Genomic DNA, 21,407 nt, shown 5'->3' on the forward strand with positions numbered 1-21,407 from the left:
TAAGTGATGACATCTCCCTCTGGTCATGTCAGGGTGCGGTTCTGCCCGTCGCCGACCGGAACCCCGCACGTCGGGTTGGTGCGCACCGCGCTGTTCAACTGGGCCTACGCCCGGCACACCGGCGGAGCATTCGTCTTCCGGATCGAGGACACCGACGCCGCGCGGGACAGCGACGAGAGCTACGCCGCGATCCTCGACGCCCTGCGGTGGCTGGGTCTGGACTGGGATGAGGGGCCTGAGGTCGGCGGCCCGTACGAGCCATACCGGCAGTCGCAGCGCGGCGAGATCTATCGCGACGTGATCGCACGTCTACTCGAGGCCGGCGAGGTCTACGAGGCCTATTCGACACCGGAAGAGGTCGAGGCGCGCCATGTGGCGGCCGGGCGGAATCCCAAACTCGGGTACGACAATTACGACCGCGACCTCACCGACGAGCAGCGCAAGGTATTTGCCGACGAGGGTCGTAAACCCGTGCTGCGCCTGCGTATGCCCGACGATGACCTCGCCTGGACCGATCTGGTGCGCGGTCCGGTGAGCTTCCCGGCGGGCTCGGTACCCGATTTCGCGATCACGCGGGCCAACGGAGATCCGTTGTACACCTTGGTCAATCCGGTCGACGACGCGCTGATGAAGATCACTCACGTGCTGCGCGGCGAGGACATCATGCCCTCGACCCCGCGTCAGATCGCGCTGTACCGGGCGCTGATGCGGATCGGTGTGGCCGAGCGGGTACCCGAATTCGCTCATTTGCCAAGTGTTCTCGGCGAGGGCAACAAAAAGCTGTCCAAGCGTGATCCGCAGTCGAATCTGTTCCTGCACCGCGACCGCGGCTTCCTGCCGGAGGGGCTGCTGAACTACCTGGCGCTGCTGGGCTGGGGCATCGCCGACGATCACGACGTGTTCAGCCTCGAGGAGATGGTGGCCGCGTTCGACGTGGCCAACGTCAACTCCAATCCGGCGCGCTTCGACCAGAAGAAGGCCGACGCGATCAACGCGGAGCACATCCGGCTGCTCACGCCGGAGGATTTCACGGCCCGGCTCCGTGCCTATCTCGATGCCCACGGTCACGACACCGGTTTGGACGACGCGGCATTCGCCGAAGCCGCCGCGCTGACCCAGACCCGCATCGTCGTGCTCGGCGATGCGTGGGGACTGCTGAAGTTCTTCGACGACGACTCCTACGAGATCGACGAGAAGGCCGCCGCCAAGGAGCTTCGTGAGGAGGCCGCGCCGGTCCTGGATGCCGCTCTGAGCGCCCTGGAGGGCGTCGGGGAGTGGAACACCGCCAACATCGAGGCAGCGCTCAAGACGGCGCTTCTGGACGGTCTTGAGCTCAAGCCCCGTAAGGCGTTCGGACCCATCCGCGTCGCCGTCACGGGCGCGACGATCAGCCCGCCGCTGTTCGAGTCCATGGAACTGCTGGGCGCCGACCGCAGCCTGACGCGGTTGCGGGCTGCCCGGGGCCGGCTGTGAACGCCCGGGCGTGACGGGGCTTGGTAAAGAGAGCCGAAAATCTTTGGTAGTCTGCTCGTCGGTCCGAAAAGCAAAACGGGGAAGCCCCCGCTGAGCCGATCGGATCGAAATTGCCTGTGACCTGCGGTGATGGGCAATTATTGGGGTATGGTGTAATTGGCAACACAGCGGTTTCTGGTACCGCCATTCTAGGTTCGAGTCCTGGTACCCCAGCCATCCGGACGGCATCAGACGGATTAGGTGAGCAGGACCGCCTAGGCTATGCTGACCATCCGGAAGTTCTAGCCCCCGTCGTCTAGCGGCCTAGGACGCCGCCCTCTCACGGCGGTAGCGTGGGTTCGAATCCCATCGGGGGTACAGAAGTAAAAGCGCTCAGTTCTCACGAACTGGGCGCTTTTGCGTTATCCGGACACAGCGCCCGACCGCACCCCTTCACCACGCCAGAGTGGGTCTGGGTGTCGAACGTCACGCCGGCGTGACAGCCGTCGGATTTCGACGCGACGCCGGCCCGCCACGCCGGGCGCTCAACCGCGTGCTGAGATTCGCCTCACAGTCGGCGGGTGAGTGCGTCGGCGGCGGCAAGCAGATCGGCGGCCCAGCGGGCTCCGGGGCGCCGGCCCATGCGGTCGATCGGTCCGGATACCGACACCGCGGCGATCACGGCGCCCCTGCCGTCGCGCACCGGCGCCGAGACGCTGGCCACACCCGGCTCACGCTCGGCGGCGCTCTGCGCCCAGCCGCGCTTGCGGACCTCGGCCAGCGTGCGGTCGGTGAACTTGGCGGCCGGCAGCACCGCCTGCTGGGTCGCCGGGTCGGCATAGGCCAGTAGCACTTTGGCGCCCGAACCGGCCGTCATCGGGAGGTGGGTGCCCACCGGCACGGTGTCGCGCAACCCGGCCGGAGGCTCCAGCGCCACCACGCAGACCCGGGATTGCCCTTCGCGCCGGTACAACTGCACGCTCTCGCCGGTGATCTCACGCAGGCGGGGCAGGACCGCGGCCCCGGCCGCCAGGAGCGGATCGTTGACGTGGGAGGCCAATTCGGTCAATGCCGGGCCGAGCCGCCAGCGTCCGTCGCCGTCGCGGGCCAACAGGCGGTGGGTTTCCAGCCCGGCGGCCAGCCGGTGTGCGGTCGCCCGCGGCAGCCCGGTCCGCTCGCACAGTTCGGCCAGCCCGCAAGGTGACTCGGCCACGGTGTGCAGCACACCCACGGCTTTGTCGAGAACGCCGATGCCGCTATCATTTCTCACAGAGAGATACTAGCGTCTCGCATTGTGAGATGACAGATGAGATGGCGACAGTAACTCCCAGCCCTGGCGGACTCTTGATGCAAGCCCGCATTGCCGTTAATCGAATCGAGAAGTAGCGATGGACCAATCGACACAGACATCCGTGAAGCCGCGCACCCTGGCCGAGAAGGTTTGGGAAGACCACGTCGTGGCGCGCGGTGAGGGAGAGGGCGCTGCCAGAGAGCCCGATCTGATCTATATCGACCTGCATCTCGTGCACGAGGTCACCAGCCCGCAGGCGTTCGACGGCCTGCGATTGGCGGGCCGGCCGGTGCGACGGCCTGACCTGACGATCGCCACCGAGGACCACAACGTGCCCACGGTCGACATCGACAAGCCGATCGCGGATCCGGTTTCTCGCACCCAGGTCGAGACATTGCGGCGCAACTGCGAGGAATTCGGCATCCGGCTGCACCCGATGGGCGATGCGGAACAGGGCATCGTGCACATCATCGGCCCGCAGCTGGGGCTGACGCAGCCGGGCATGACGGTCGTGTGTGGGGACAGCCACACTTCAACCCATGGTGCGTTCGGCGCCATCGCCATGGGCATCGGCACATCCGAGGTCGAACACGTGATGGCCACGCAGACACTGCCGCTCAAGCCGTTCAAGACCATGGCGGTCAACGTCGACGGCGTGCTGCCGCCCGGCGTGAGCGCCAAGGACATCATCCTGGCCGTGATCGCCAAGATCGGCACCGGCGGCGGCCAGGGTCACGTCATCGAATACCGGGGCAGTGCCATCGAGGCGCTGTCCATGGAAGGCCGGATGACGATCTGCAACATGAGCATCGAGGCAGGGGCACGGGCCGGAATGGTCGCTCCGGACGAGACCACGTTCGAGTTCCTCAAGGGCCGTCCGAACGCTCCCAAGGGGGCCGACTGGGACGCCGCTATCGAGGCGTGGAGCCAGTTGCGTACCGATGAGGGCGCCGAATTCGACACCGAGGTCTACCTGGACGCCGCCACGTTGAGCCCGTTCGTGACGTGGGGCACGAACCCGGGACAGGGAATCCCGCTGTCGGCGTCGGTCCCGGATCCGGAGTTGATGGGCGACGACGGAGAGCGTCAGTCGGCGGAGAAGGCTTTGGCCTACATGGACCTTCGGCCCGGGATGGCGATGCGCGACATCGCCGTGGACACCGTGTTCGTCGGGTCCTGCACCAACGGCCGGATCGAGGACCTGCGGGTGGTCGCCGACGTGCTGCGCGATCGCAAGGTCGCCGACGGGGTTCGGATGCTGGTCGTGCCGGGCTCGATGCGGGTCCGGGCCCAAGCCGAATCGGAAGGGCTCGACCGGATATTCACCGCCGCGGGCGCCGAGTGGCGTCAGGCCGGCTGCTCGATGTGCCTGGGCATGAACCCCGACCAACTGTCGCCGGGGCAGCGCTGCGCCTCGACTTCCAACCGGAATTTCGAAGGTCGGCAGGGCAAGGGTGGCCGCACCCACCTCGTCTCGCCGGCCGTCGCGGCAGCCACCGCCGTACGCGGAAAGCTGGCGTCCCCTGCCGATCTGCCTGCCGCGTCCCGCTGAGAGGAACCCAAGAATGGAAGCGTTCAACACTCACACCGGCATCGGCGTCCCGCTGCGGCGGTCCAATGTCGACACCGACCAGATCATCCCCGCCGTCTATTTGAAGCGGGTCACCCGAACGGGTTTCGAGGACGGATTGTTCGCCGCGTGGCGCACGGATCCGTCGTTCATTCTGAATCTCCCGCCATTCGACAAAGGCTCGGTGTTGGTCGCCGGACCCGATTTCGGCACCGGATCATCACGCGAACATGCCGTCTGGGCGCTCATGGACTATGGCTTCCGGGTGGTTATCTCATCTCGTTTCGCCGACATTTTCCGCGGCAACGCCGGCAAGGCCGGGCTATTGGCGGCTGAAGTCGCTCAAGATGATGTCGAGCTCTTATGGAAGCTGATCGAGCAGAATCCTGGGCTGGAAATCACTGTGAATCTTCAAGATCGAAATATCGTCGCCGGAACGGTTGTGCTGCCGTTCAGAATTGACGACTACACGGCTTGGCGCCTGCTCGAGGGACTCGACGATATAGGCCTTACGCTGCGGAAACTCTCGTCGATCGAGGATTACGAGAAGCGTCGGCCGACCTGGAAGCCGCGCACTCTGCCGGCCTGATCGAGGGCCCCGTACGGGTGCTTCCGCGCCCGAATTAGCCGCGTGCCGAACCGCTTCAGAACCCAACCGGGCGGAGTCCAAGTGGGGCAAGCGGATTGCCGGATTGTTCGCTAGCTACGCCTGAAATTGCGCGTGGCTCTTGGAAATCAGTGGTCGCAGGGTTTACCGTGTCCTCTAGTCGGTCCAAGGAGGACCACTGGTTTCGGAGGTTTTGGATGAACAAAGCGGAGCTCATCGACGTACTCACAACCAAACTGGGCACCGATCGTCGGCAGGCTACCGCCGCGGTGGAGAACGTTGTGGACACCATCGTCCGCGCGGTGCACAAGGGCGACAGCGTCACGATCACCGGCTTCGGTGTTTTCGAGCAGCGCCGCCGCGCTGCCCGTGTGGCGCGTAACCCGCGCACCGGCGAAACGGTGAAGGTCAAGCCCACCTCGGTGCCGGCTTTCCGTCCGGGCGCTCAGTTCAAGGCGGTTGTTTCTGGGGCGCAGCGTCTCCCGTCTGACGGCCCGGCCGTCAAGCGTGGCGTCACCGCAGGCCCGGTCAAGCGTGCCGCCGTCAAGAAGGCCGTCGCCAAGAAGGCTCCGGCCAAGAAGGCTGCGACCAAGGCTCCGGCCAAGAAGGCCGCGACCAAGGCTCCGGCCAAGAAGGCCGCGACCAAGGCTCCGGCCAAGAAGGCCGCGACCAAGGCTCCGGCCAAGAAGGCCGCGACCAAGGCTCCGGCCAAGAAGGCCGCGACCAAGGCTCCCGCCAAGAAGGCCGCGACCAAGGCTCCCGCCAAGAAGGCCGCGACCAAGGCACCGGCCAAGAAGGCCGCGACCAAGGCTCCCGCCAAGAAGGTGGCTGCCAAGAAGGCGCCGGCCAAGAAGGGCCGCAAGTAATTACGGTAAAGGCACGTCGTGAGCCGTAGGTCAGCTCACGACGTGCCTTTTCTCGTGTGGGTCTAGCTGCCGGAGGGCAGCGGACTGCCGAGGTGGTCCGCAGCGATCAGCCGGCCGTCCGCCATCGACAGCACCCAGGTGCTGCCCTTGCGATTTCCGGTCGTCTGCGGGCGAACCTGTGAGCGCGAGCACCACCACGAGATGAGATCGGGAATCACCTTGCCCTGCGTGCAGATCACCGGGGTCCCCGCCCGGGTCGCTAGTTCGAGTACGCGGTTGCGACCGGCCTTGTGGTCGGAGTTGTAGGCCTCCTCGGTCAGCGCCGGCTCATTGTGGATGTCCACGCCGAGTTCCTGGGCCAGGGGCTCCAGGGTCTGATGACAGCGCAACCGATCGGCCGCGTAAAGCGTTGTGGCACCGAATGCCGATAGTTGGGCGACCAGAGCCTCGGCCTGTGCCCGGCCCTTCTTGTCCAGCGGACGCTTGCGGTCATCGCCCTTGAAACGTGATCGTCGTCCGGCCGTGCCGTGCCGGACGATGAGCACCGTCTTGGTATCGGGTGGCTGTTTTGCAAAGCGCCGCAATACTTTTCGATCGTGCGGGTAAACCAGCTGATCCGCTGCCGCATGCACCGGCAGCCAGATGAGCTTGTCCACCTCGTCGTTGGGGGTGAAGTCACCTCCCGTCGCGCGGGCAGCCCAGTACCAGACCCTTTTGGTCCCCTGTGGGATGTCGTACGAGATCGAGCCGAGCCGGCGACCGAGCTGCGCGGTGTAGCCCGTCTCCTCGTGGACCTCGCGCACGGCGGCCACCGGATCGGTTTCGTCGAGCTCGACCTTGCCCTTCGGCAGGGACCAATCGTCGTACCGCGGGCGGTGGATGACGGCCACCTCGGTCACGGCTACGCCTGCGGCGTCCTCGCCGCCGCGCCACAACACGGCGCCCGCCGCGGGTACCAGCTTGGTGCCCGGCTTGGCCGCCTTCGTGCTGTCGTCGGACACGTCAACTCCTGCAGGTCATTCACCGGCCAGGGCAGTCGGCCCGGTGGGGATCAGGGGTGCCGGTGACGTTCCATCAGCGACACCTGGTGGTCGCGGACTGTCTGCCCCTCCTGGGGCAGCGCTGTCCAGTGACCATCGTGTCGCAACTCCCAGCACCGGGTGGCCGGATCCATCGCGGACTCGAACACCTCGTTGAGTTGCGCGGTCAGCCTCGGATCCTTGACCTGAGCCATCACTTCGACACGGCGGTCGAGATTACGATGCATCATGTCGGCACTGCCGATCCAGAACTCGTTGGTGGCGCGGAAGTGAATAATCCGCGAGTGCTCGAGGAAGCGCCCGAGGATCGAGCGCACCCTGATGTTGTCGGAGTATCCGGGAACGCCGGGGCGTAGGGCGCAGATGCCCCGGACCACGATCTCGACCGGGATGCCGGCCTGCGACGCCCGATAGAGCGCATCGATCACCTGCTCGTCGACCAGAGCATTGGCCTTCAGCCGGATTCCGGTCGTGGCCCCGTCGTGATGCGCGGCGATCTCGCGGTCGATGCGCTCGATGATTCCCTTGCGCACACCCCTCGGCGCCACCAGCAGATTGCGGTAGGAGTCCTTGCGCGAGTAGCCGGTCAGCGAATTGAACAGGTCGGTCAGGTCGGCGCCGATGTCGGGATCGGCGGTGAGCAGGCCGACGTCTTCATACAGTCGCGCGGTTTTCGGGTTGTAGTTGCCGGTGCCGATGTGGCAGTAGCGCCGGATCGTCGACCCTTCACGCCGGACCACAAGGCAGGTCTTGCAGTGGGTTTTCAGGCCGATCAACCCGTAGACCACGTGTACCCCGGCTTGTTCGAGAGCCCTGGCCCACTTGATGTTGGCCTGTTCGTCGAAGCGGGCCTTGATCTCGACGAGCGCGACCACCTGCTTGCCGGCCTCGGCCGCGTCGATCAGCGCGTTGACGATCGGTGAATCGCCGGAGGTGCGGTAGAGAGTCTGTTTGATCGCCAGCACGTTGGGGTCGGCGGCGGCCTGCTCGATGAAGCGTTGCACCGTGGTGGAGAACGAGTCATAGGGGTGGTGCACCAGCACGTCCCCGTCGCGCAGCGTCGAGAAGATGCTCTTGGGCGTCTCGCGTTCGCCGAAAGCCGGTGGGGTGGCGGGCACGAACGGCCGATCCTTGAGTGCGGGCCGGTCCACGGCGTAGATCTGCCAGAGCGCGGACAGATCCAGCAGCCCGGGCACCTCGATCACGTCGCTCGGGGCCACATCCAGTTCCCGCAGCAGCAATTCGAGCATGCTCTCGGTCATGTCGTCCGACACTTCCAGCCGGACCGGCGAGCCGAACCGCCTTCGGGCGAGTTCGCGTTCGAGCGCCTGCAGCAGATCCTCGTCGCGGTCCTCTTCGACCTCGAAGTCGGCGTTGCGGGTGATCCGGAACGCGTGGTGCTCGACGATCTCAAGCCCGGGGAACAACACCGGCAGGAACGCGGCGATGAGTTCCTCCATCGGCAGGAACCGCACCGCGGTCGATCCGTCGGTGGGTGCGCTCAGCTCTACGAAGCGCCCGACGTTGTCGGGGACCTTGATCCTGGCGAAGTGCTGCCCGCCGTCTTCGGGATGTTTGACGGTGATGGCCAGATTCAGGCTCAGCCCGCTGACGAACGGGAACGGGTGGGCCGGGTCCACCGCCAGCGGCGTGAGGACCGGGAATACCTGTTCGTGGAAGTAGGTGGAGAGCTTTGCCCGCTCGGCCTCGTCGAGCTCGGCCCAGTTGACGATGACGATGCCCTCTTCGGCCAGCGCCGGGCGGACCGAGCTGAGGAACACACTGGCATGACGGCTGGCGATCTGCTGGGTGCGTTCGTTGATCCGGCGCAGCTGCTCGCGTGGCGACAGACCGTCGGCCGAACGCACCGAAAGTCCCATCTCGTCGCGGCGTTTGAGGCCGGCCACCCGGACCATGTAGAACTCGTCGAGATTGGACGCGAAGATCGCCAGGAACTTTGCCCGCTCGAGCAGTGGCAGTGACGGGTCGGCGGCCAGGGCCAGCACCCGCGCGTTGAAGTCCAGCCAGCTCAGTTCGCGGTTGAGGTAGCGGTCCTCGGGCAGCGCGTCGTCCACGGCCGGCCAGGTGGCCGCCGGTGGTGCCTCAGGTGTCGCCGACTCGATGGGCTGCCCCGATGAGGTTGAGGTCGTGTCCCGTTCATAGGTGTCGGATCGGGTCGTTGGCTCGGCTTCGGTGGCTTCGCTCATCTGTCCGATCATTCCCTATGCCAGGGGTGCGGGGCTACCTACTGGCGTGCCTGCCGAGGGTGCGCGCGGTTGCGGCTCCGACACCGAGGCGTCGCGCCACCTGGAGATCGTCGGGTGTGTCGATGTCGCAGCGCAGACCGGGCCACGCGCCGGTGAGTTCGATCGCACCGGAGTGCCGATGGCGCGCAGCCGAATCGGATCCGAAGTGCGGAGCCAGCGAAGTGCCGAATGCGAACAGCGCAGAGGTGCCCGTGCCGTGCCGGTCTCCGACGAAACTGCGTTGATAGCCGCGGGCCAGGGTCAGGGCCTCGGCCAGCTCCTGGGGCTGCAGGGCAGGCAGATCTCCTTGGAGAACAACGATATTCGGTGCGGTGGAGCGGAGTTCGGCCTCGGCCGCGGCGATGGCGTTGTTGAGTGGGTCACGATGCCCGGGCGGTGTCGGGTCCATCAGCACCCCGGCACCGAGTTGTCTGGCGGCGTCGGCCGCGGTGTCGTCGGGGGTGACGACTGTCACCGGGGCGATGGACGACGCGGCAGTGATGGTGTCGACGAGCATCGCCAGCACCACGGCCTCGCGGGTGGCCGCGGAGAAGATGGGCGCCAGCCGGGTTTTGGCCGCCGACAGCCGTTTCACCGCAATCACCAGCGTGACGTCAGCGGCCTGCGTTGCTGCTGCGGCGGTGTCGCTTCGGGAGCCGCTCATGGGTTCATCCTGCCAGCCCGGCTGGCGTCGGCGCGTGGCGCAGCCGCCGGGTTAGGGTGAGCGGGTGGTAGAGGCTGCGGTGATGGGTGCCGGTGCGTGGGGAACGGCGCTGGCCAAGGTGCTGGCGGACGCGGGCAATCCGGTGACGATGTGGGCCCGGCGCCCCGAGGTTGCCGACGAGATCAACACCGAGCATCGCAACAGTCGCTACCTCGGCGACGTCGTGCTGCCCTCGACGATCAAGGCCACCACCGATCCGGCCGAGGCGCTGACCGGTGCCTGCACGGTGCTGCTCGGGGTTCCGGCGCAGCAGCTGCGGGCGAACCTGGAGGGCTGGAAGCATCTGATCGGTGACGACGTGACGCTGGTGAGCCTGGCCAAGGGAATCGAACTCGGCTCACTCATGCGGATGAGCCAGGTCATCGTCCAGGTGACCGGCGCCGATCCGTCCCGGGTGGCGGTGGTGACCGGGCCGAACCTGGCCAGCGAGATCGCTGACGAGCAGCCCGCGGCCACCGTCGTCGCGTGCAGCGACTCCGGCCGCGCGGTAACACTGCAACGCGCCCTGGCCACCGGATACTTCCGGCCCTACACCAACGCCGATGTGGTCGGTGCCGAGGTGGGCGGGGCCTGCAAGAACGTCATCGCGCTGGCCTGCGGAATGGCCGTGGGTGTGGGGCTGGGGGAGAACACCGTCGCCGCCATCATCACCCGCGGTCTGGCCGAGGTGATGCGGTTGGGTATCGCGCTGGGTGCCACTCCGGCGACGCTCGCCGGATTGGCCGGCGTCGGGGATCTCGTGGCCACGTGCACCTCCAGACATTCCCGTAACCGCACCTTCGGTGAGCGACTGGGCAAGGGCGGCACCATGGAATCGGCCTTGACCGCGGCAGGCGGACATGTGGCCGAGGGAGTGGCCTCGTGCGAATCGGTGTTGGCGCTGGCATCAAGCTACGGCGTCGAGATGCCGTTGACCGACGCCGTTCATAGGGTGTGCCACAAGGGATTGTCGGTTCACGAGGCCGTCGCAGGACTGTTGGGACGCAGTACCAAACCGGAGTGACGGCCTCTGGACGCGAGGAGGTAGCAGGTATGGACGGCATGTACGGCGATTCCACCCGGAGCGTCAAAGCCGTTGGTCTGGAATCGATTCCGGGACAGCCTGTGGCCCCGATCCCGGTACCGGCGTCGACATTCCATCTCTCGCCCGACGAGACCGAGCCGTTGGACAGCTACGGGCGCAGCTCCAACCCGTCGTGGCGCCAGCTGGAATCAGCACTCGCCGAACTGGAAGGGGCCGGCGCCGCGCTCACGTTCGGGTCCGGCATGGCCGCCATCACCTCGGCGCTGCGGGTGCTCGCCAAACCAGGAACCACGCTGGTGGTCCCGGCCGACGGCTACTACCAGGTCCGCCGGTATGCGGCCGAATATCTTGCACCGCAAGGGATCACGGTGATCGAGGCGAATGTCGCCGATATCTGTGAGGCGGCCGCCCACGCTGACGTGGTGCTCGCCGAGACGCCGGCCAACCCCGGGCTCGACGTCGTGGATCTGCACCGGCTGGCGATGACCTGCCGCGGTCGCGGCGCCACTCTCGTCGTCGACAACACCACCGCCACACCACTGGGTCAACAGCCGCTTTCGCTGGGCGCTGACCTCGTGGTGGCCAGTGCCACCAAATCACTGTCGGGTCACAGCGATCTGGTGGCCGGCTACGTGGCGGGCAGCCAGCCCGAGCTGATGGCCGCGGTGGAGCGGGACCGGCTGCTGGCCGGTCCGATCCTGGGCGCGTTCGAGGCGTGGCTCGTGTTGCGTAGCCTCGGCAGCGCCGGGCTGCGTTTCGAGCGGCAGTGCCAGAACGCCGCGGCCCTGGCGCTGATGCTGCGCAGCCATCCGGCGGTGCGCTCGGTGCGCTATCCCGGGCTGCCCGAAGATCCGGCGCACGAGCTGGCGGCCGCCCAGATGAAGCGGTTCGGCGGATTGGTGTCGATCGAGCTGGCAGATGCCGCGGCTGTCCACGGCCTGGTGGACCGCAGCGCCCTGCTCATCGCCTCGACCAGCTTCGGCGGGATTCACACCTCGGTCGACCGCCGGGCCCGCTGGGGCGACCCGGTGCCTGCCGGGTTCGCCCGTATCTCGGCCGGGATCGAGGACACCGAAGACCTGCTGACCGATGTCGAGCAGGCGCTTCGGGCGTGAAAGCCCAGGTCAGGATGCGCCGAAATGCAGGGACCGACCGGGACGGTAGCCTCTCTAGGTTGTGACAGGCCGTAATCAGACCGGATCCCGCACGCGCGTCGCCGTTGTCTACGGCGGGCGTAGCTCGGAGCATGCGATCTCCTGCGTATCGGCAGGCAGCATCCTGCGCAATCTCGACCCCGAGCGGTTCGAGGTGATCCCGGTCGGGATCACCCCCGACGGTTCGTGGATGTTGACCGACGGACGGCCCGAGACCCTCGCGATCACCGACGGCCAGCTGCCCGAGGTCACCGAGACGTCCGGTACCGAACTCGCGCTGCCTGCCGCCCCCAACCGCAGCGGGCAGCTGCTGGCGCTGAGCAACGGTCCCGGTGAGCTGCTGGCCGCCGTAGATGTGGTCTTTCCCGTGCTGCACGGCCCCTACGGCGAGGACGGCACCATCCAGGGCCTGCTGGAGTTGGCCGGGATTCCGTATGTGGGTTCCGGTGTGCTGTCCAGTGCTGCCGGGATGGACAAGGAGTTCACCAAGAAGCTCCTCGTCGCCGAGGGCCTGCCGATCGGCGACTTCGTCGTGCTGCGTCCCAGCCGCGACGATTCTGTACCCACGCTCAGTCTTGAGCAGCGGGAACGCCTCGGCCTGCCGGTCTTCGTCAAGCCCGCCCGGGGTGGCTCCTCGATCGGCGTCAGCCGGGTCGCGGCGTGGGATGAACTGCCCGCCGCGATCGAACTCGCGCGCCGCCATGATCCGAAGGTCATCGTCGAGGCCGCGGTGCCGGGCCGCGAACTGGAATGCGGTGTACTCGAATTCCCTGATGGCAGCGTCGAAGCCAGCACAGTGGGCGAGATCCGCGTGGCCGGAGTGCGTGGACGCGAGGACGGCTTCTACGACTTCGCCACCAAATACCTTGTCGACGCGGCCGAATTGGATGTGCCGGCCAAGGTCGACGACGATGTGTCCGAGGAGGTCCGCCGGCTGGCCGTGCGCGCGTTCACCGCGATCGACTGCCAGGGGCTGGCTCGCGTCGACTTCTTCCTGACCGACAACGGACCGGTGATCAACGAGATCAACACCATGCCGGGGTTCACCACCATCTCGATGTTCCCGCGCATGTGGGCGGCCAGCGGCGTCGACTATCCGACGTTGCTGACCGCGATGGTCGAGACCGCGCTCGCTCGCGGCACCGGCCTGCGCTGAAACCTCACCGCACCGGGGCCGGTGCCGGCTCCTGGGCGGTCATGGTGCGGGCGATCTGACCGGAGATCTGCTGAATGGGTGTCGGACCCGAGCCGGCGGGCAGGGTCAGCGCGACGTACACCGGGCGGTCCACGGCGTACCACGTGCTGCGGCCCTGGTCATCGGCGGCGGGGCCGGCTTCTCCCACTCTGAACCACTGGATCTCGTCGACCACCTGCAGCGGAGTGCCCACGACGAAATCGGTGGGGCGTTCCAGCCCGCACCTCAGGACGACGGGCTCGGTGTCGGGCTCGGCGCGCCAGGCCGCGGTGCCAGGAGGCGTGGGGTCGACGGTCGGGGCGCGGCGGAAATCACCGAGCTGCTGGGGGAGTGCGTTCAGCAGATCGTGGCATTGCTGGCTGTCGGCCTGCGGTGCCGGTATCGCCGGGATGGCGACGGGTTGCTGCTCGGGTGAGCGCTGCCGGGACGCCGCGATACCGAGGACGGTGATCAGCACCGAGACCGCGACGACGACCGCCGCGATCAACAGGGCGCGGGGCGGTCCATCGGCGGTGTGCGAGTCGGTCACACCACCAACTCTATGGCTGGCCGGCGTTGGCGATCGGGCAGGTCAGGGTCCGGGTGATCCCGGGCACCTGCTGCACGGCGGGGACCACGTCGGACTGCAGCAGCGCCAACGTGTCGGCACTGATGCGCAGGACCACGTCATAGGGCCCGGTCACGTATTCCGCGGACACCACGCCCGGCAGGGCGGAGAGTTGTTTGGCGACGACTTCGGCGCGGCCCACCTCGGTCTGGATCAGCACGTAAGCCTCCACCACCGGCTGTCTCCTCCGTCTCGCTGCATAAACTGCTGGCCGCAGGCACCAAACGTACCGCAGGTCGGGTTCGGGTTCAGGACGCGGCAGCCGACCGGCAGGAGGCCACATGACCGGCGAGACCATCGGCAGCGATTCCGCTGACGACAACGACGACACCTTGGCGGCAGCCGGGGAATTCGCCGTCATCGACCGATTGGTCGCCGGACGCACGCAAGCCGACGCGGTGACCCTGGGCCCCGGCGACGACGCGGCCGTCGTGACGGCGGCCGACGGCCGCACGGTGGTCTCCACGGACATGTTGGTGCAGGACCGCCATTTCCGGCTGGATTGGTCGACGCCGCACGATATCGGCCGTAAGGCCATCGCCCAGAACGCCGCCGACATCGAAGCGATGGGCGGGCGGCCCACGGCCTTCGTGGTGGCGTTCGGCGCCCCTTCGGACACCTCCGTCTCTGTCGCGGCGAGCGTGACGGACGGACTGTGGGACGAGGCGCGTCAGCTGGGCGCCAGCATCGCAGGCGGCGATCTGGTCAGCGCCCCGCTGTGGGTGATATCGGTCACGGTGCTCGGCGACCTCGGTGGCCGGGAACCGGTGCGCCGCAGCGGTGCCCGGGCTGGCGACACCGTGGCGGTGGCCGGCGAACTGGGTCGTTCGGCAGCCGGATACGCACTGTTGCACCGCGGCATAGAAGGACAGGCCGGGTTCTCCGAACTACGGCAGCGGCACCTGACCCCGCAGCCGCCCTACGGGCAGGGCGCATGCGCCGCCGACGCCGGCGCCACCGCGATGACTGATGTGTCCGACGGCCTGCTCGCCGACCTGGGCCACATCGCGACGGCTTCGGGGGTCGGCATCGACGTGGACAGGCGCCTTCTCGACGGCGATCGGCAGGCGGTCGCCGAGGCCGCCGCGGCAGTGGGTGCGGACCCCTGGGAGTGGGTGCTCGGCGGCGGTGAGGACCACGCGCTGGCCGCGACGTTCCCCGGCGCGCTGCCTCCGGGCTGGCGGGCCGTCGGACGGGTGCTCGACGGCCCGCCGACAGTCCTGGTCGACGGCGGCGCGTGGGCCGGAAATGCGGGATGGCAATCGTTTGACTGAGGGCTCACGCTAAGTTGGCTTTCCGTGACTGCTGCGGATGCGACGAGCGATTCAACAGGTGCACGCCCCCTGAATGAACTTGTCGAGGACGGCTGGGCCCGCGCGCTCGAGCCGGTGGGGGCGCACGTGGCGCAGATGGGGGAGTTCCTGCGCGCTGAACTCGCCGCCGGCAGACGCTATCTGCCTGCCGGCCAGAATGTTCTGCGTGCCTTCACCTTTCCTTTCGACAAGGTGCGGGTGCTGATCGTCGGTCAGGACCCGTATCCGACGCCGGGGCATGCCGTCGGCCTCAGTTTCTCGGTGGGTGCCGACGTACGCCCGTTGCCGCGCAGTCTGTCGAACATCTTCACCGAGTACACCGAGGATCTGGGCCATCCCCAGCCGGCCAACGGGGACCTCACCCCGTGGGCGCAGCAAGGCGTGATGCTGCTCAACAGGGTGCTCACGGTGTCCCCGGGGACACCGGCCTCGCACCGGGGCAAGGGCTGGGAAGCGGTGACGGAGTGCGCGATCCGGGCGCTGGTGGCGCGCGAGCAACCAATGGTGGCGGTGCTGTGGGGCCGTGATGCCTCGACGCTGAAACCGCTACTGGCCGAAGGTGACTGCGCGACGATCGAATCGCCGCATCCGTCGCCGTTGTCGGCGTCGCGGGGATTCTTCGGGTCACGTCCGTTCAGTCGTGCCAACGAACTGCTGCAGCAGAAAGGCGCCGACCCGATCGACTGGCGGTTGCCCTGAGAGGATCAGGGCATCGGGCCCGGCGGCTGCGGAATGGCCGGCGGGGCCGGAATACCCGGTGAGGGGATCTCGATGGTGACGTCCCCGCTACCTTCACCTGGAGAGGTGGGCATCTCGGCGGGCGACGTGGGCGCAGGGGACACCGGGGTTTCGATGACCGTGGTCTCGGTGCGGGTCACCGGGCCTTCCGAGGTCACCGGTGCCTCGGTCGTCGAAGACGTCTCCGAGGTGATGGTGTTGCCATCGGTGGAGGTGCCGCCACACGCGGTCAGCATCGAGCCGACCGCGATGGCGGCAGCGAATGTGCAGAACGGTGCATGTGATGCACGACATAGGGCCATGACGGCAGGACGTACCCTGCCGTGCCCTTGAATAAACGAGCCGGTCGCGCGCCGATCAGGCGTGCAACGTCAGCCGCGCGAGACCTTGCCGGCCTTGATGCAGGAGGTGCAGGCGTTCACGCGCTGCTTGTTGCCACCCGGACGCGCCACGGCACGCACCGACTGGATGTTCGGATCCCAGCGCCGGCTGGTCCGCCGATGCGAGTGCGACACCGACTTGCCGAAGCCCGGGGCCTTTCCGCAGATATCGCACACGGCAGCCATATCAACAACTCCTCGAAATCAGTCCTTGGGGGGTCTGGGCCCGCTCGCCGCAAAACGGCGGGGCTCAACCCGACAACCTGATCAGAATACCGGGAGGCCAGAGGATCGCCAAAACGGCCCGTGAACACGACCCCAGGTTGTCCACAGCCGGCGGTGCTCTGATCAAGTTTGTCGCTGTCAGTCGATAGGCTGGCGCCCACGGCGGTGACCGCGGAGGATGACCGCGGATTTCTGTGGGATCTGATGGGGATTGGGAGGTCCGATGTCGGCTCGGCGGCTGGATGCCCCCGCTCTGCGGGCATGGGCCCACGCTGCCGTCGACGACCTGATCACCCATACCGACGAGATCAACCGGCTCAACGTCTTCCCGGTTGCCGATGCGGACACCGGGACCAACATGCTGTTCACCATGCGTTCGGCATGGGCGCATGTCGACGCCGAGCCGGCCGACGGGGACATCCCCGCAGTGGCCAGCGCCTTGGCGGCCGGAGCGTTGCAGGGGGCCCGGGGGAACTCCGGGGTGATCCTGTCGCAGATCCTGCTCGGGCTGGCCGAGGTCATCACCACCGCGGCGGCCCAGCGTGACGGCGACCTGTCGGCCGTGGATGCCGCGCTGTTCGGAGCTGCGCTGCGCCATGCCGCTGCCTTGGCCGTCACGTCGATGGGTGAGCCCGTGCCCGGGACCATCGTGTCGGTGCTGCAGGCCGCGGCCGAGGCCGCCGCACGCTGCGCGGCCGAGGGCGGTGACGTCGCCGACGCGGCCGCGGCCGCCGGCGAAGCCGCATCAGCCGCCCTGGATCGCACACCGCAACAACTCGACGTACTGGCCAAGGCCGGCGTGGTCGATTCCGGTGGTCGCGGCTTGCTGGTCCTGCTGGACGCGATGACGGCCACACTGGCCGGGCATGCGCCCCGCCGGCCGGTCTACACCCCGGCCTCACCGCAGGCCGCGCTTGCCGCCACCGAACTGGCCGCCACACAGGCCCCGCCTCAGTTCGAGGTCATGTACCTGCTGACCGGTTGCGGCGCGCCCGCCGTCGAGGGGTTACGGGCCGCGCTTGAGCAGATGGGTGAGTCGGTGGCGATCGCCGCTTCCGGCGGTGATCAGTACTCGGTTCACGTCCACGCGGATGACGCCGGGGCGGCAGTCGAGGCCGGGCTCGCGGTGGGGTCCTTGAACCGCATCCAGATCACCGCGCTGACCGTGGCCCCGGGCCTCAGATCTGCCGGGGGCTGGGCTCGTGAGCGCGCCGTGCTGGCCGTCGTCGACGGAGACGGTGGCGTCGAGCTGTTCGCGGGTGAGGGCGCGCACGTGTTGCGGCCCGACGAGGGCGAGCCCGTCAACGCCCAGCAGTTGTTGCGCGCCCTGGTCGACGTGGGTGCTGCCCAGGTCATGGTGCTGCCCAATGGGTACGTCGCCGCCGAAGAATTGGTGGCGGGCTGCACGGCGGCGATCGGGCGGGGCATCGATGTCGTGCCGGTGCCGGCCGGATCGATGGTGCAGGGGCTGGCCGCGCTGGCCGTTCACGACGAGACCAGGCAAGCGGTCGACGACGGGTACACCATGGCGCGGGCGGCCGCGGGTGCGCGGCATGGCGCGGTGCGGATCGCCACCGAAGAGGCGTTGACCTGGGCGGGCTCCTGCAAGCCGGGCGACGGGCTTGGCATCGCCGGCGATGAGGTGCTGATCGTGGGACCCGACATCACCACGGCTGCCGCCGGGTTGATCGACCTGTTGATGGTGGCGGGCGGGGAACTGATCACGGTGCTGACCGGCGACGGGGTGGACGGCGCCGTGGGGCAGGCGCTGAAGGCTCATGTGCATCGTGCTCACCTCGGCGTCGAGTTGGTGACCTACCACACCGGTCACCGCGGCGACGCCCTGCTGATCGGGGTGGAGTAGTGGTCAACCTCAGTGACCGCCTCGAGTTCGTGATCGGAAAGAAGAACGCGGAAAAGCTGAACGCCAATTTCGGCCTGCGCACGGTCAACGATCTGCTGCGGCACTACCCGCGCAAGTACAGCGACGGCATGACGGTGCGCGGTGAGGGGGAGGCCCTCGACCTGGAGGAGGGCGAGCACGTCACCTTCATCGAGGTCGTCACCGAAACCAAGGTCGGCGACATGAAGCCGGTCTTCAACAAGACGACGGGTAGGCAGAAGAGCCGAAAGTGGTTGCGGGTCACCCTGGGTGATCACCGGCCCACCGTGACGGCGACGTTCTTCAACGCCGGGTGGATGGTCGACAAGCTGGAAACCGGCACACGGCTCATGCTTTCGGGCGAGGTCAAGTACTTCCGCAATACCCTTCAGCTGGACCATCCGGCCTTCCTGGTCTTGAATCCACCGCCCGGGAAGCAGATCGGGACCAAGTCGCTCAAGACCATCGCAACCGCATCTGGAGCCACCGGGGAAGAGATGCTCGCGGAGTTCGAGCGCGACTTCTTCCCGATCTATCCGGCTTCGAAGCAGGTGCAGAGCTGGGACATCTACGCATGCGTGCGTCAGGCCCTCGACGTCCTCGACCCGGTCCCGGACCCTCTGCCGGAATCCTTTGTGCGCGAACATAATCTGATGTCAGAGGATGCGGCCCTGCGGGCCATTCACCTGGCCGAGAATGCAGTTGAACGTGAACGGGCCAGTGAGAGGCTGACCTTCGATGAGGCCATCGGTCTCCAGTGGGGTCTGGTGGGCAGGCGTTACAGCGAGTTGAGCGAATCCGGTCCTCCCGCACCGCCCGTCGACGGCGGGTTGGCGGCCGCGATGCGCAGTCGGATGCCGTTCGAGCTGACCGCGGGCCAATCTGAAGTGCTGGAGGTGATCTCGGGCGAACTGGCCTCCACGCGGCCGATGAACCGGATGCTGCAGGGCGAGGTGGGTTCGGGCAAGACCATCGTGTCGGTGCTGGCGATGCTGCAGATGGTCGACGCGGGCTACCAGTGCGCCTTGCTGGCGCCCACGGAAGTGCTTGCCGCCCAGCATGCACGCTCGATCCGTGACGTGCTGGGGCCGCTGGCGATGGCGGGGCAACTCGGCGGCGCCGAGGCGTCGACCGGTGTCGCGTTGCTGACCGGATCGATGACAGCACCGCAGAAGCGTGCCGTGCGCGGCGAGGTGGCCTCCGGGCAGGCCGGCATCGTCGTCGGTACGCACGCCCTGCTGCAGGATGCGGTGGAGTTCCACAACCTCGGCATGGTGGTCGTCGACGAGCAGCACCGGTTCGGCGTCGAGCAGCGGGATGCGTTGCGTGCCAAGGCACGTGATGGTCTGACTCCCCATCTCCTGGTGATGACGGCCACGCCCATCCCGCGCACGGTGGCGCTCACGGTGTACGGCGATCTGGAGACCTCGACACTGCGCGAGCTACCCCGCGGCCGTCAACCCATCACCACCAACACCATTTTCATCTCGCAGAAGCCGGCCTGGCTGGACCGGGCCTGGGCGCGCATCCGCGAGGAGGTGGGCGCGGGGCGACAGGCTTATGTGGTCGCCTCGCGTATCGACGAGTCGGACAAACCCGGAGACGCGAACGGCGGGCGCGGCGGGCCGCCGCCCGTCACGGTGGTCGAACTGTTCGATCGGTTGAGTGCGGGCCCGTTGTCCGGGTTGCGGCTCGGGCTGATGCACGGCCGGTTGTCCGGCGACGAGAAGGATGCGGTGATGGGCGCGTTCCGGGCCGGCGAGATCGATGTCCTGGTGTGTACCACCGTCATCGAGGTCGGTGTCGACGTGCCGAACGCGACCATGATGGTGGTGATGGACGCCGACCGGTTCGGCATCAGCCAGCTACATCAGCTGCGCGGCCGGATCGGTCGTGGTCAGCATCCCAGCCTGTGCCTGCTGGCCACCCGGCTGCCCGAGACCTCCAAGGCCGGTGAGCGGATCACCGCCGTCGCCGGGACACTCGACGGCTTCGCTCTGGCCGATCTCGATCTCGATGAGCGTCGTGAGGGAGATGTGCTGGGCCTCAACCAGTCCGGGCGCACCATCAACCTGCGTTTCCTGTCGCTGCGGGATCACCTCGAGGTGATCCAGGAGGCCCGGGCGTTCTGCGAGCAGCGTTACGAGCAGAGTCCGCACGATCCCGGAATGGATCTGCTGGCGGCACAATTCGTGAACACCGACCGCGTCGAATACCTGGACAAGGCATGACCCGCCGGCGGGTGTGGTGGCTGGCCGCGGCCGTCGCACTCGCGGTGGTGGTCGCCATCCAGGTGACCACGTCGACACCGCACTCCGTCCGGTTCGCCGCCGAGGCGCAACCGCCCAGCATGGCACCGGGGGTGGATCTGCTGGCCGGGGTGTCAGAGGTGCCCGTGCGGGTGCGCGGCAACGACTATCGCCGCGCGGCGTTCGGTGAGTCCTGGGACGACGACAACAGCGCGCCCGGTGGTCACAACGGCTGCGACACCCGCAACGACATCCTCAACCGTGACCTCGTCGACAAGACGTTCGTCGCGATCAAGCGCTGTCCGTCCGCCGTGGCGACGGGCACGCTGCACGATCCGTACACCAATGCGTTGGTGTCGTTCGTACGCGGCAATCAGACGGGTGCCTCGGTGCAGATCGACCACATCGTGCCGCTGGCGCTGGCCTGGGATCTGGGCGCTCGTGACTGGCCCGGCGATCTGCGGCTGCGGTTCGCCAACGACCCGGCCAATCTGCTGGCGGTCGCGGGTAAACCCAATCAGGACAAGGGCGATCAGGAGCCCGCCCGTTGGATGCCACCCAACCGGTCGTTCTGGTGTCAGTACGCGGTGCAGTTCGCCGAGGTGCTGCGCGGCTACACGCTCCCGGTCGACGCCGCGTCAGCCGGGGTCCTGCGCGAAGCCGCGGGTACCTGCCCCACGGGCTGAGCAGCCGCAAGTCCGCCGCCGTTGAACATCGGCCGCTGTTGACACTGTGGGCCGAGGCCTATGCCCGCTCACTTGTCGAGCCAGATGGTGCGTGGGCGGGATTTGCGCGGGCGACCGTCGAGGACTGGCTGGAGGTGCTGTCCGAATGTCAACCGGTA

The 21,407-nt window shown here is 67.5% G+C and carries 20 protein-coding genes and 2 tRNA genes; 14 read left to right on the plus strand and 8 right to left on the minus strand.

Going from position 1 to position 21,407, the window contains the following annotated elements; translation table 11 throughout:
- Positions 1 to 6: 6 nt before the first annotated feature.
- From gltX to EH231_RS01725, 3 genes are all read left to right on the plus strand, one after another.
- Complete coding sequence (gene gltX, locus EH231_RS01715; protein WP_124711763.1) at positions 7 to 1,473, plus strand: glutamate--tRNA ligase; 1,467 nt, start codon at positions 7 to 9, stop codon at positions 1,471 to 1,473.
- A gap of 141 nt (positions 1,474 to 1,614) precedes the next feature.
- Positions 1,615 to 1,689: transfer RNA gene (locus EH231_RS01720), tRNA-Gln, on the plus strand.
- A 68-nt stretch (positions 1,690 to 1,757) separates the two neighbouring features.
- A tRNA-Glu gene (locus EH231_RS01725) sits at positions 1,758 to 1,830 on the plus strand.
- Between the two features lie 190 nt (positions 1,831 to 2,020).
- Here the strand turns inward: EH231_RS01725 and EH231_RS01730 are convergent.
- On the minus strand, positions 2,021 to 2,722 hold the full coding sequence (locus EH231_RS01730) for an IclR family transcriptional regulator (protein ID WP_029111385.1): 702 nt from the start codon (positions 2,720 to 2,722) through the stop codon (positions 2,021 to 2,023).
- A 118-nt stretch (positions 2,723 to 2,840) separates the two neighbouring features.
- On the opposite strand from EH231_RS01730, the gene leuC reads away from it, so the two are divergent.
- The 3 genes from leuC (at position 2,841) to EH231_RS01745 (ending at position 5,786) form a co-directional block, all read left to right on the plus strand.
- On the plus strand, positions 2,841 to 4,295 hold the full coding sequence (gene leuC, locus EH231_RS01735; protein ID WP_090425027.1) for a 3-isopropylmalate dehydratase large subunit: 1,455 nt from the start codon (positions 2,841 to 2,843) through the stop codon (positions 4,293 to 4,295).
- A gap of 13 nt (positions 4,296 to 4,308) precedes the next feature.
- Positions 4,309 to 4,902, plus strand: coding sequence for a 3-isopropylmalate dehydratase small subunit (gene leuD / locus EH231_RS01740; protein WP_090425028.1), 594 nt, complete (start codon positions 4,309 to 4,311; stop codon positions 4,900 to 4,902).
- A 215-nt stretch (positions 4,903 to 5,117) separates the two neighbouring features.
- A complete protein-coding gene (locus EH231_RS01745) occupies positions 5,118 to 5,786 on the plus strand; it encodes an HU family DNA-binding protein (protein WP_124711764.1) in 669 nt (222 codons plus the stop codon).
- 62 nt (positions 5,787 to 5,848) lie between these two features.
- Here the strand turns inward: EH231_RS01745 and mutT1 are convergent, their stop codons facing one another.
- Genes mutT1 through cofC form a run of 3 tightly spaced genes read right to left on the minus strand, consistent with a single transcriptional unit; the run spans position 5,849 to position 9,736 of the window.
- Positions 5,849 to 6,787, minus strand: coding sequence for an 8-oxo-(d)GTP phosphatase MutT1 (gene mutT1, locus EH231_RS01750; RefSeq protein ID WP_090425029.1), 939 nt, complete (start codon positions 6,785 to 6,787; stop codon positions 5,849 to 5,851).
- A gap of 50 nt (positions 6,788 to 6,837) precedes the next feature.
- The gene (locus tag EH231_RS01755; RefSeq protein WP_124711765.1) at positions 6,838 to 9,045 is read right to left on the minus strand and encodes an RNA degradosome polyphosphate kinase; all 2,208 of its coding nucleotides are present in this window, start codon (positions 9,043 to 9,045) and stop codon (positions 6,838 to 6,840) included.
- Between the two features lie 22 nt (positions 9,046 to 9,067).
- Positions 9,068 to 9,736, minus strand: a complete 669-nt coding sequence (cofC, locus tag EH231_RS01760) for a 2-phospho-L-lactate guanylyltransferase (protein ID WP_090425031.1) — start codon at positions 9,734 to 9,736, stop codon at positions 9,068 to 9,070.
- A 64-nt stretch (positions 9,737 to 9,800) separates the two neighbouring features.
- Here cofC and EH231_RS01765 point away from each other — a divergent pair, with 64 nt between their 5' ends.
- The 3 genes from EH231_RS01765 to EH231_RS01775 all read left to right on the plus strand — a co-directional run bounded on the left by EH231_RS01765 (position 9,801) and on the right by EH231_RS01775 (position 13,130).
- Complete coding sequence (locus EH231_RS01765) at positions 9,801 to 10,799, plus strand: NAD(P)H-dependent glycerol-3-phosphate dehydrogenase (RefSeq protein WP_205263319.1); 999 nt, start codon at positions 9,801 to 9,803, stop codon at positions 10,797 to 10,799.
- Positions 10,800 to 10,828: 29 nt separating this feature from the next.
- A complete protein-coding gene (locus tag EH231_RS01770) occupies positions 10,829 to 11,935 on the plus strand; it encodes a cystathionine gamma-lyase (RefSeq protein ID WP_090425032.1) in 1,107 nt (368 codons plus the stop codon).
- A 61-nt stretch (positions 11,936 to 11,996) separates the two neighbouring features.
- Entirely contained in the window at positions 11,997 to 13,130 is a 1,134-nt protein-coding gene (locus EH231_RS01775) for a D-alanine--D-alanine ligase family protein (protein ID WP_090425033.1), read from the plus strand.
- Between the two features lie 4 nt (positions 13,131 to 13,134).
- Here the strand turns inward: EH231_RS01775 and EH231_RS01780 are convergent, their stop codons facing one another.
- Together EH231_RS01780 and EH231_RS01785 are read right to left on the minus strand one after the other, a co-directional pair.
- Entirely contained in the window at positions 13,135 to 13,698 is a 564-nt protein-coding gene (locus EH231_RS01780) for a DUF3515 domain-containing protein (RefSeq protein WP_090425034.1), read from the minus strand.
- Between the two features lie 10 nt (positions 13,699 to 13,708).
- Complete coding sequence (locus tag EH231_RS01785; protein WP_044517483.1) at positions 13,709 to 13,951, minus strand: Lrp/AsnC ligand binding domain-containing protein; 243 nt, start codon at positions 13,949 to 13,951, stop codon at positions 13,709 to 13,711.
- Between the two features lie 106 nt (positions 13,952 to 14,057).
- On the opposite strand from EH231_RS01785, the gene EH231_RS01790 reads away from it, so the two are divergent.
- Both EH231_RS01790 and EH231_RS01795 read left to right on the plus strand, forming a co-directional pair.
- A complete protein-coding gene (locus EH231_RS01790; RefSeq protein WP_090425035.1) occupies positions 14,058 to 15,050 on the plus strand; it encodes a thiamine-phosphate kinase in 993 nt (330 codons plus the stop codon).
- 24 nt (positions 15,051 to 15,074) lie between these two features.
- Complete coding sequence (locus tag EH231_RS01795) at positions 15,075 to 15,788, plus strand: uracil-DNA glycosylase (protein ID WP_124711766.1); 714 nt, start codon at positions 15,075 to 15,077, stop codon at positions 15,786 to 15,788.
- A gap of 5 nt (positions 15,789 to 15,793) precedes the next feature.
- Here EH231_RS01795 and EH231_RS01800 read toward each other — a convergent pair whose 3' ends face one another.
- Both EH231_RS01800 and rpmB read right to left on the minus strand, forming a co-directional pair.
- Positions 15,794 to 16,129 (minus strand): hypothetical protein, encoded by a 336-nt coding sequence (locus tag EH231_RS01800; RefSeq protein ID WP_124711767.1) that lies wholly within the window; start codon positions 16,127 to 16,129, stop codon positions 15,794 to 15,796.
- A 69-nt stretch (positions 16,130 to 16,198) separates the two neighbouring features.
- Positions 16,199 to 16,393 (minus strand): 50S ribosomal protein L28, encoded by a 195-nt coding sequence (rpmB, locus tag EH231_RS01805; RefSeq protein WP_003881125.1) that lies wholly within the window; start codon positions 16,391 to 16,393, stop codon positions 16,199 to 16,201.
- 262 nt (positions 16,394 to 16,655) lie between these two features.
- Between rpmB and EH231_RS01810 the strand changes: the two genes are divergently transcribed.
- The 3 genes from EH231_RS01810 to EH231_RS01820 are packed head-to-tail and all read left to right on the plus strand — an operon-like array spanning position 16,656 to position 21,249.
- Entirely contained in the window at positions 16,656 to 18,296 is a 1,641-nt protein-coding gene (locus EH231_RS01810; RefSeq protein ID WP_090425038.1) for a fatty acid kinase ATP-binding subunit FakA, read from the plus strand.
- A complete protein-coding gene (gene recG, locus EH231_RS01815; protein ID WP_090425039.1) occupies positions 18,296 to 20,545 on the plus strand; it encodes an ATP-dependent DNA helicase RecG in 2,250 nt (749 codons plus the stop codon). Before EH231_RS01810 ends, recG begins: the two co-directional genes overlap by 1 nt.
- Positions 20,542 to 21,249: an HNH endonuclease family protein gene (locus EH231_RS01820; RefSeq protein WP_124711768.1), complete on the plus strand. Its 708-nt coding sequence runs from the start codon at positions 20,542 to 20,544 to the stop codon at positions 21,247 to 21,249. Before recG ends, EH231_RS01820 begins: the two co-directional genes overlap by 4 nt.
- Positions 21,250 to 21,407: the final 158 nt, after the last annotated feature.

Origin of the sequence: Mycolicibacterium nivoides (assembly GCF_003855255.1) — a bacterium.
Lineage (GTDB): Bacteria > Actinomycetota > Actinomycetes > Mycobacteriales > Mycobacteriaceae > Mycobacterium > Mycobacterium nivoides.

Coding starts and splice junctions, on each gene's coding strand:
- gltX (WP_124711763.1), top strand. CDS start 7: ATGACATCTCCCTCTGGTCATGTCAGGGTGCGGTTCTGCCCGTCGCCG.
- leuC (WP_090425027.1), top strand. CDS start 2,841: ATGGACCAATCGACACAGACATCCGTGAAGCCGCGCACCCTGGCCGAG.
- leuD (WP_090425028.1), top strand. CDS start 4,309: ATGGAAGCGTTCAACACTCACACCGGCATCGGCGTCCCGCTGCGGCGG.
- EH231_RS01745 (WP_124711764.1), top strand. CDS start 5,118: ATGAACAAAGCGGAGCTCATCGACGTACTCACAACCAAACTGGGCACC.
- EH231_RS01755 (WP_124711765.1), bottom strand. CDS start 9,045: ATGATCGGACAGATGAGCGAAGCCACCGAAGCCGAGCCAACGACCCGA.
- cofC (WP_090425031.1), bottom strand. CDS start 9,736: ATGAGCGGCTCCCGAAGCGACACCGCCGCAGCAGCAACGCAGGCCGCT.
- EH231_RS01770 (WP_090425032.1), top strand. CDS start 10,829: ATGGACGGCATGTACGGCGATTCCACCCGGAGCGTCAAAGCCGTTGGT.
- EH231_RS01790 (WP_090425035.1), top strand. CDS start 14,058: ATGACCGGCGAGACCATCGGCAGCGATTCCGCTGACGACAACGACGAC.
- EH231_RS01800 (WP_124711767.1), bottom strand. CDS start 16,129: ATGGCCCTATGTCGTGCATCACATGCACCGTTCTGCACATTCGCTGCC.
- rpmB (WP_003881125.1), bottom strand. CDS start 16,393: ATGGCTGCCGTGTGCGATATCTGCGGAAAGGCCCCGGGCTTCGGCAAG.
- EH231_RS01810 (WP_090425038.1), top strand. CDS start 16,656: ATGTCGGCTCGGCGGCTGGATGCCCCCGCTCTGCGGGCATGGGCCCAC.
- EH231_RS01820 (WP_124711768.1), top strand. CDS start 20,542: ATGACCCGCCGGCGGGTGTGGTGGCTGGCCGCGGCCGTCGCACTCGCG.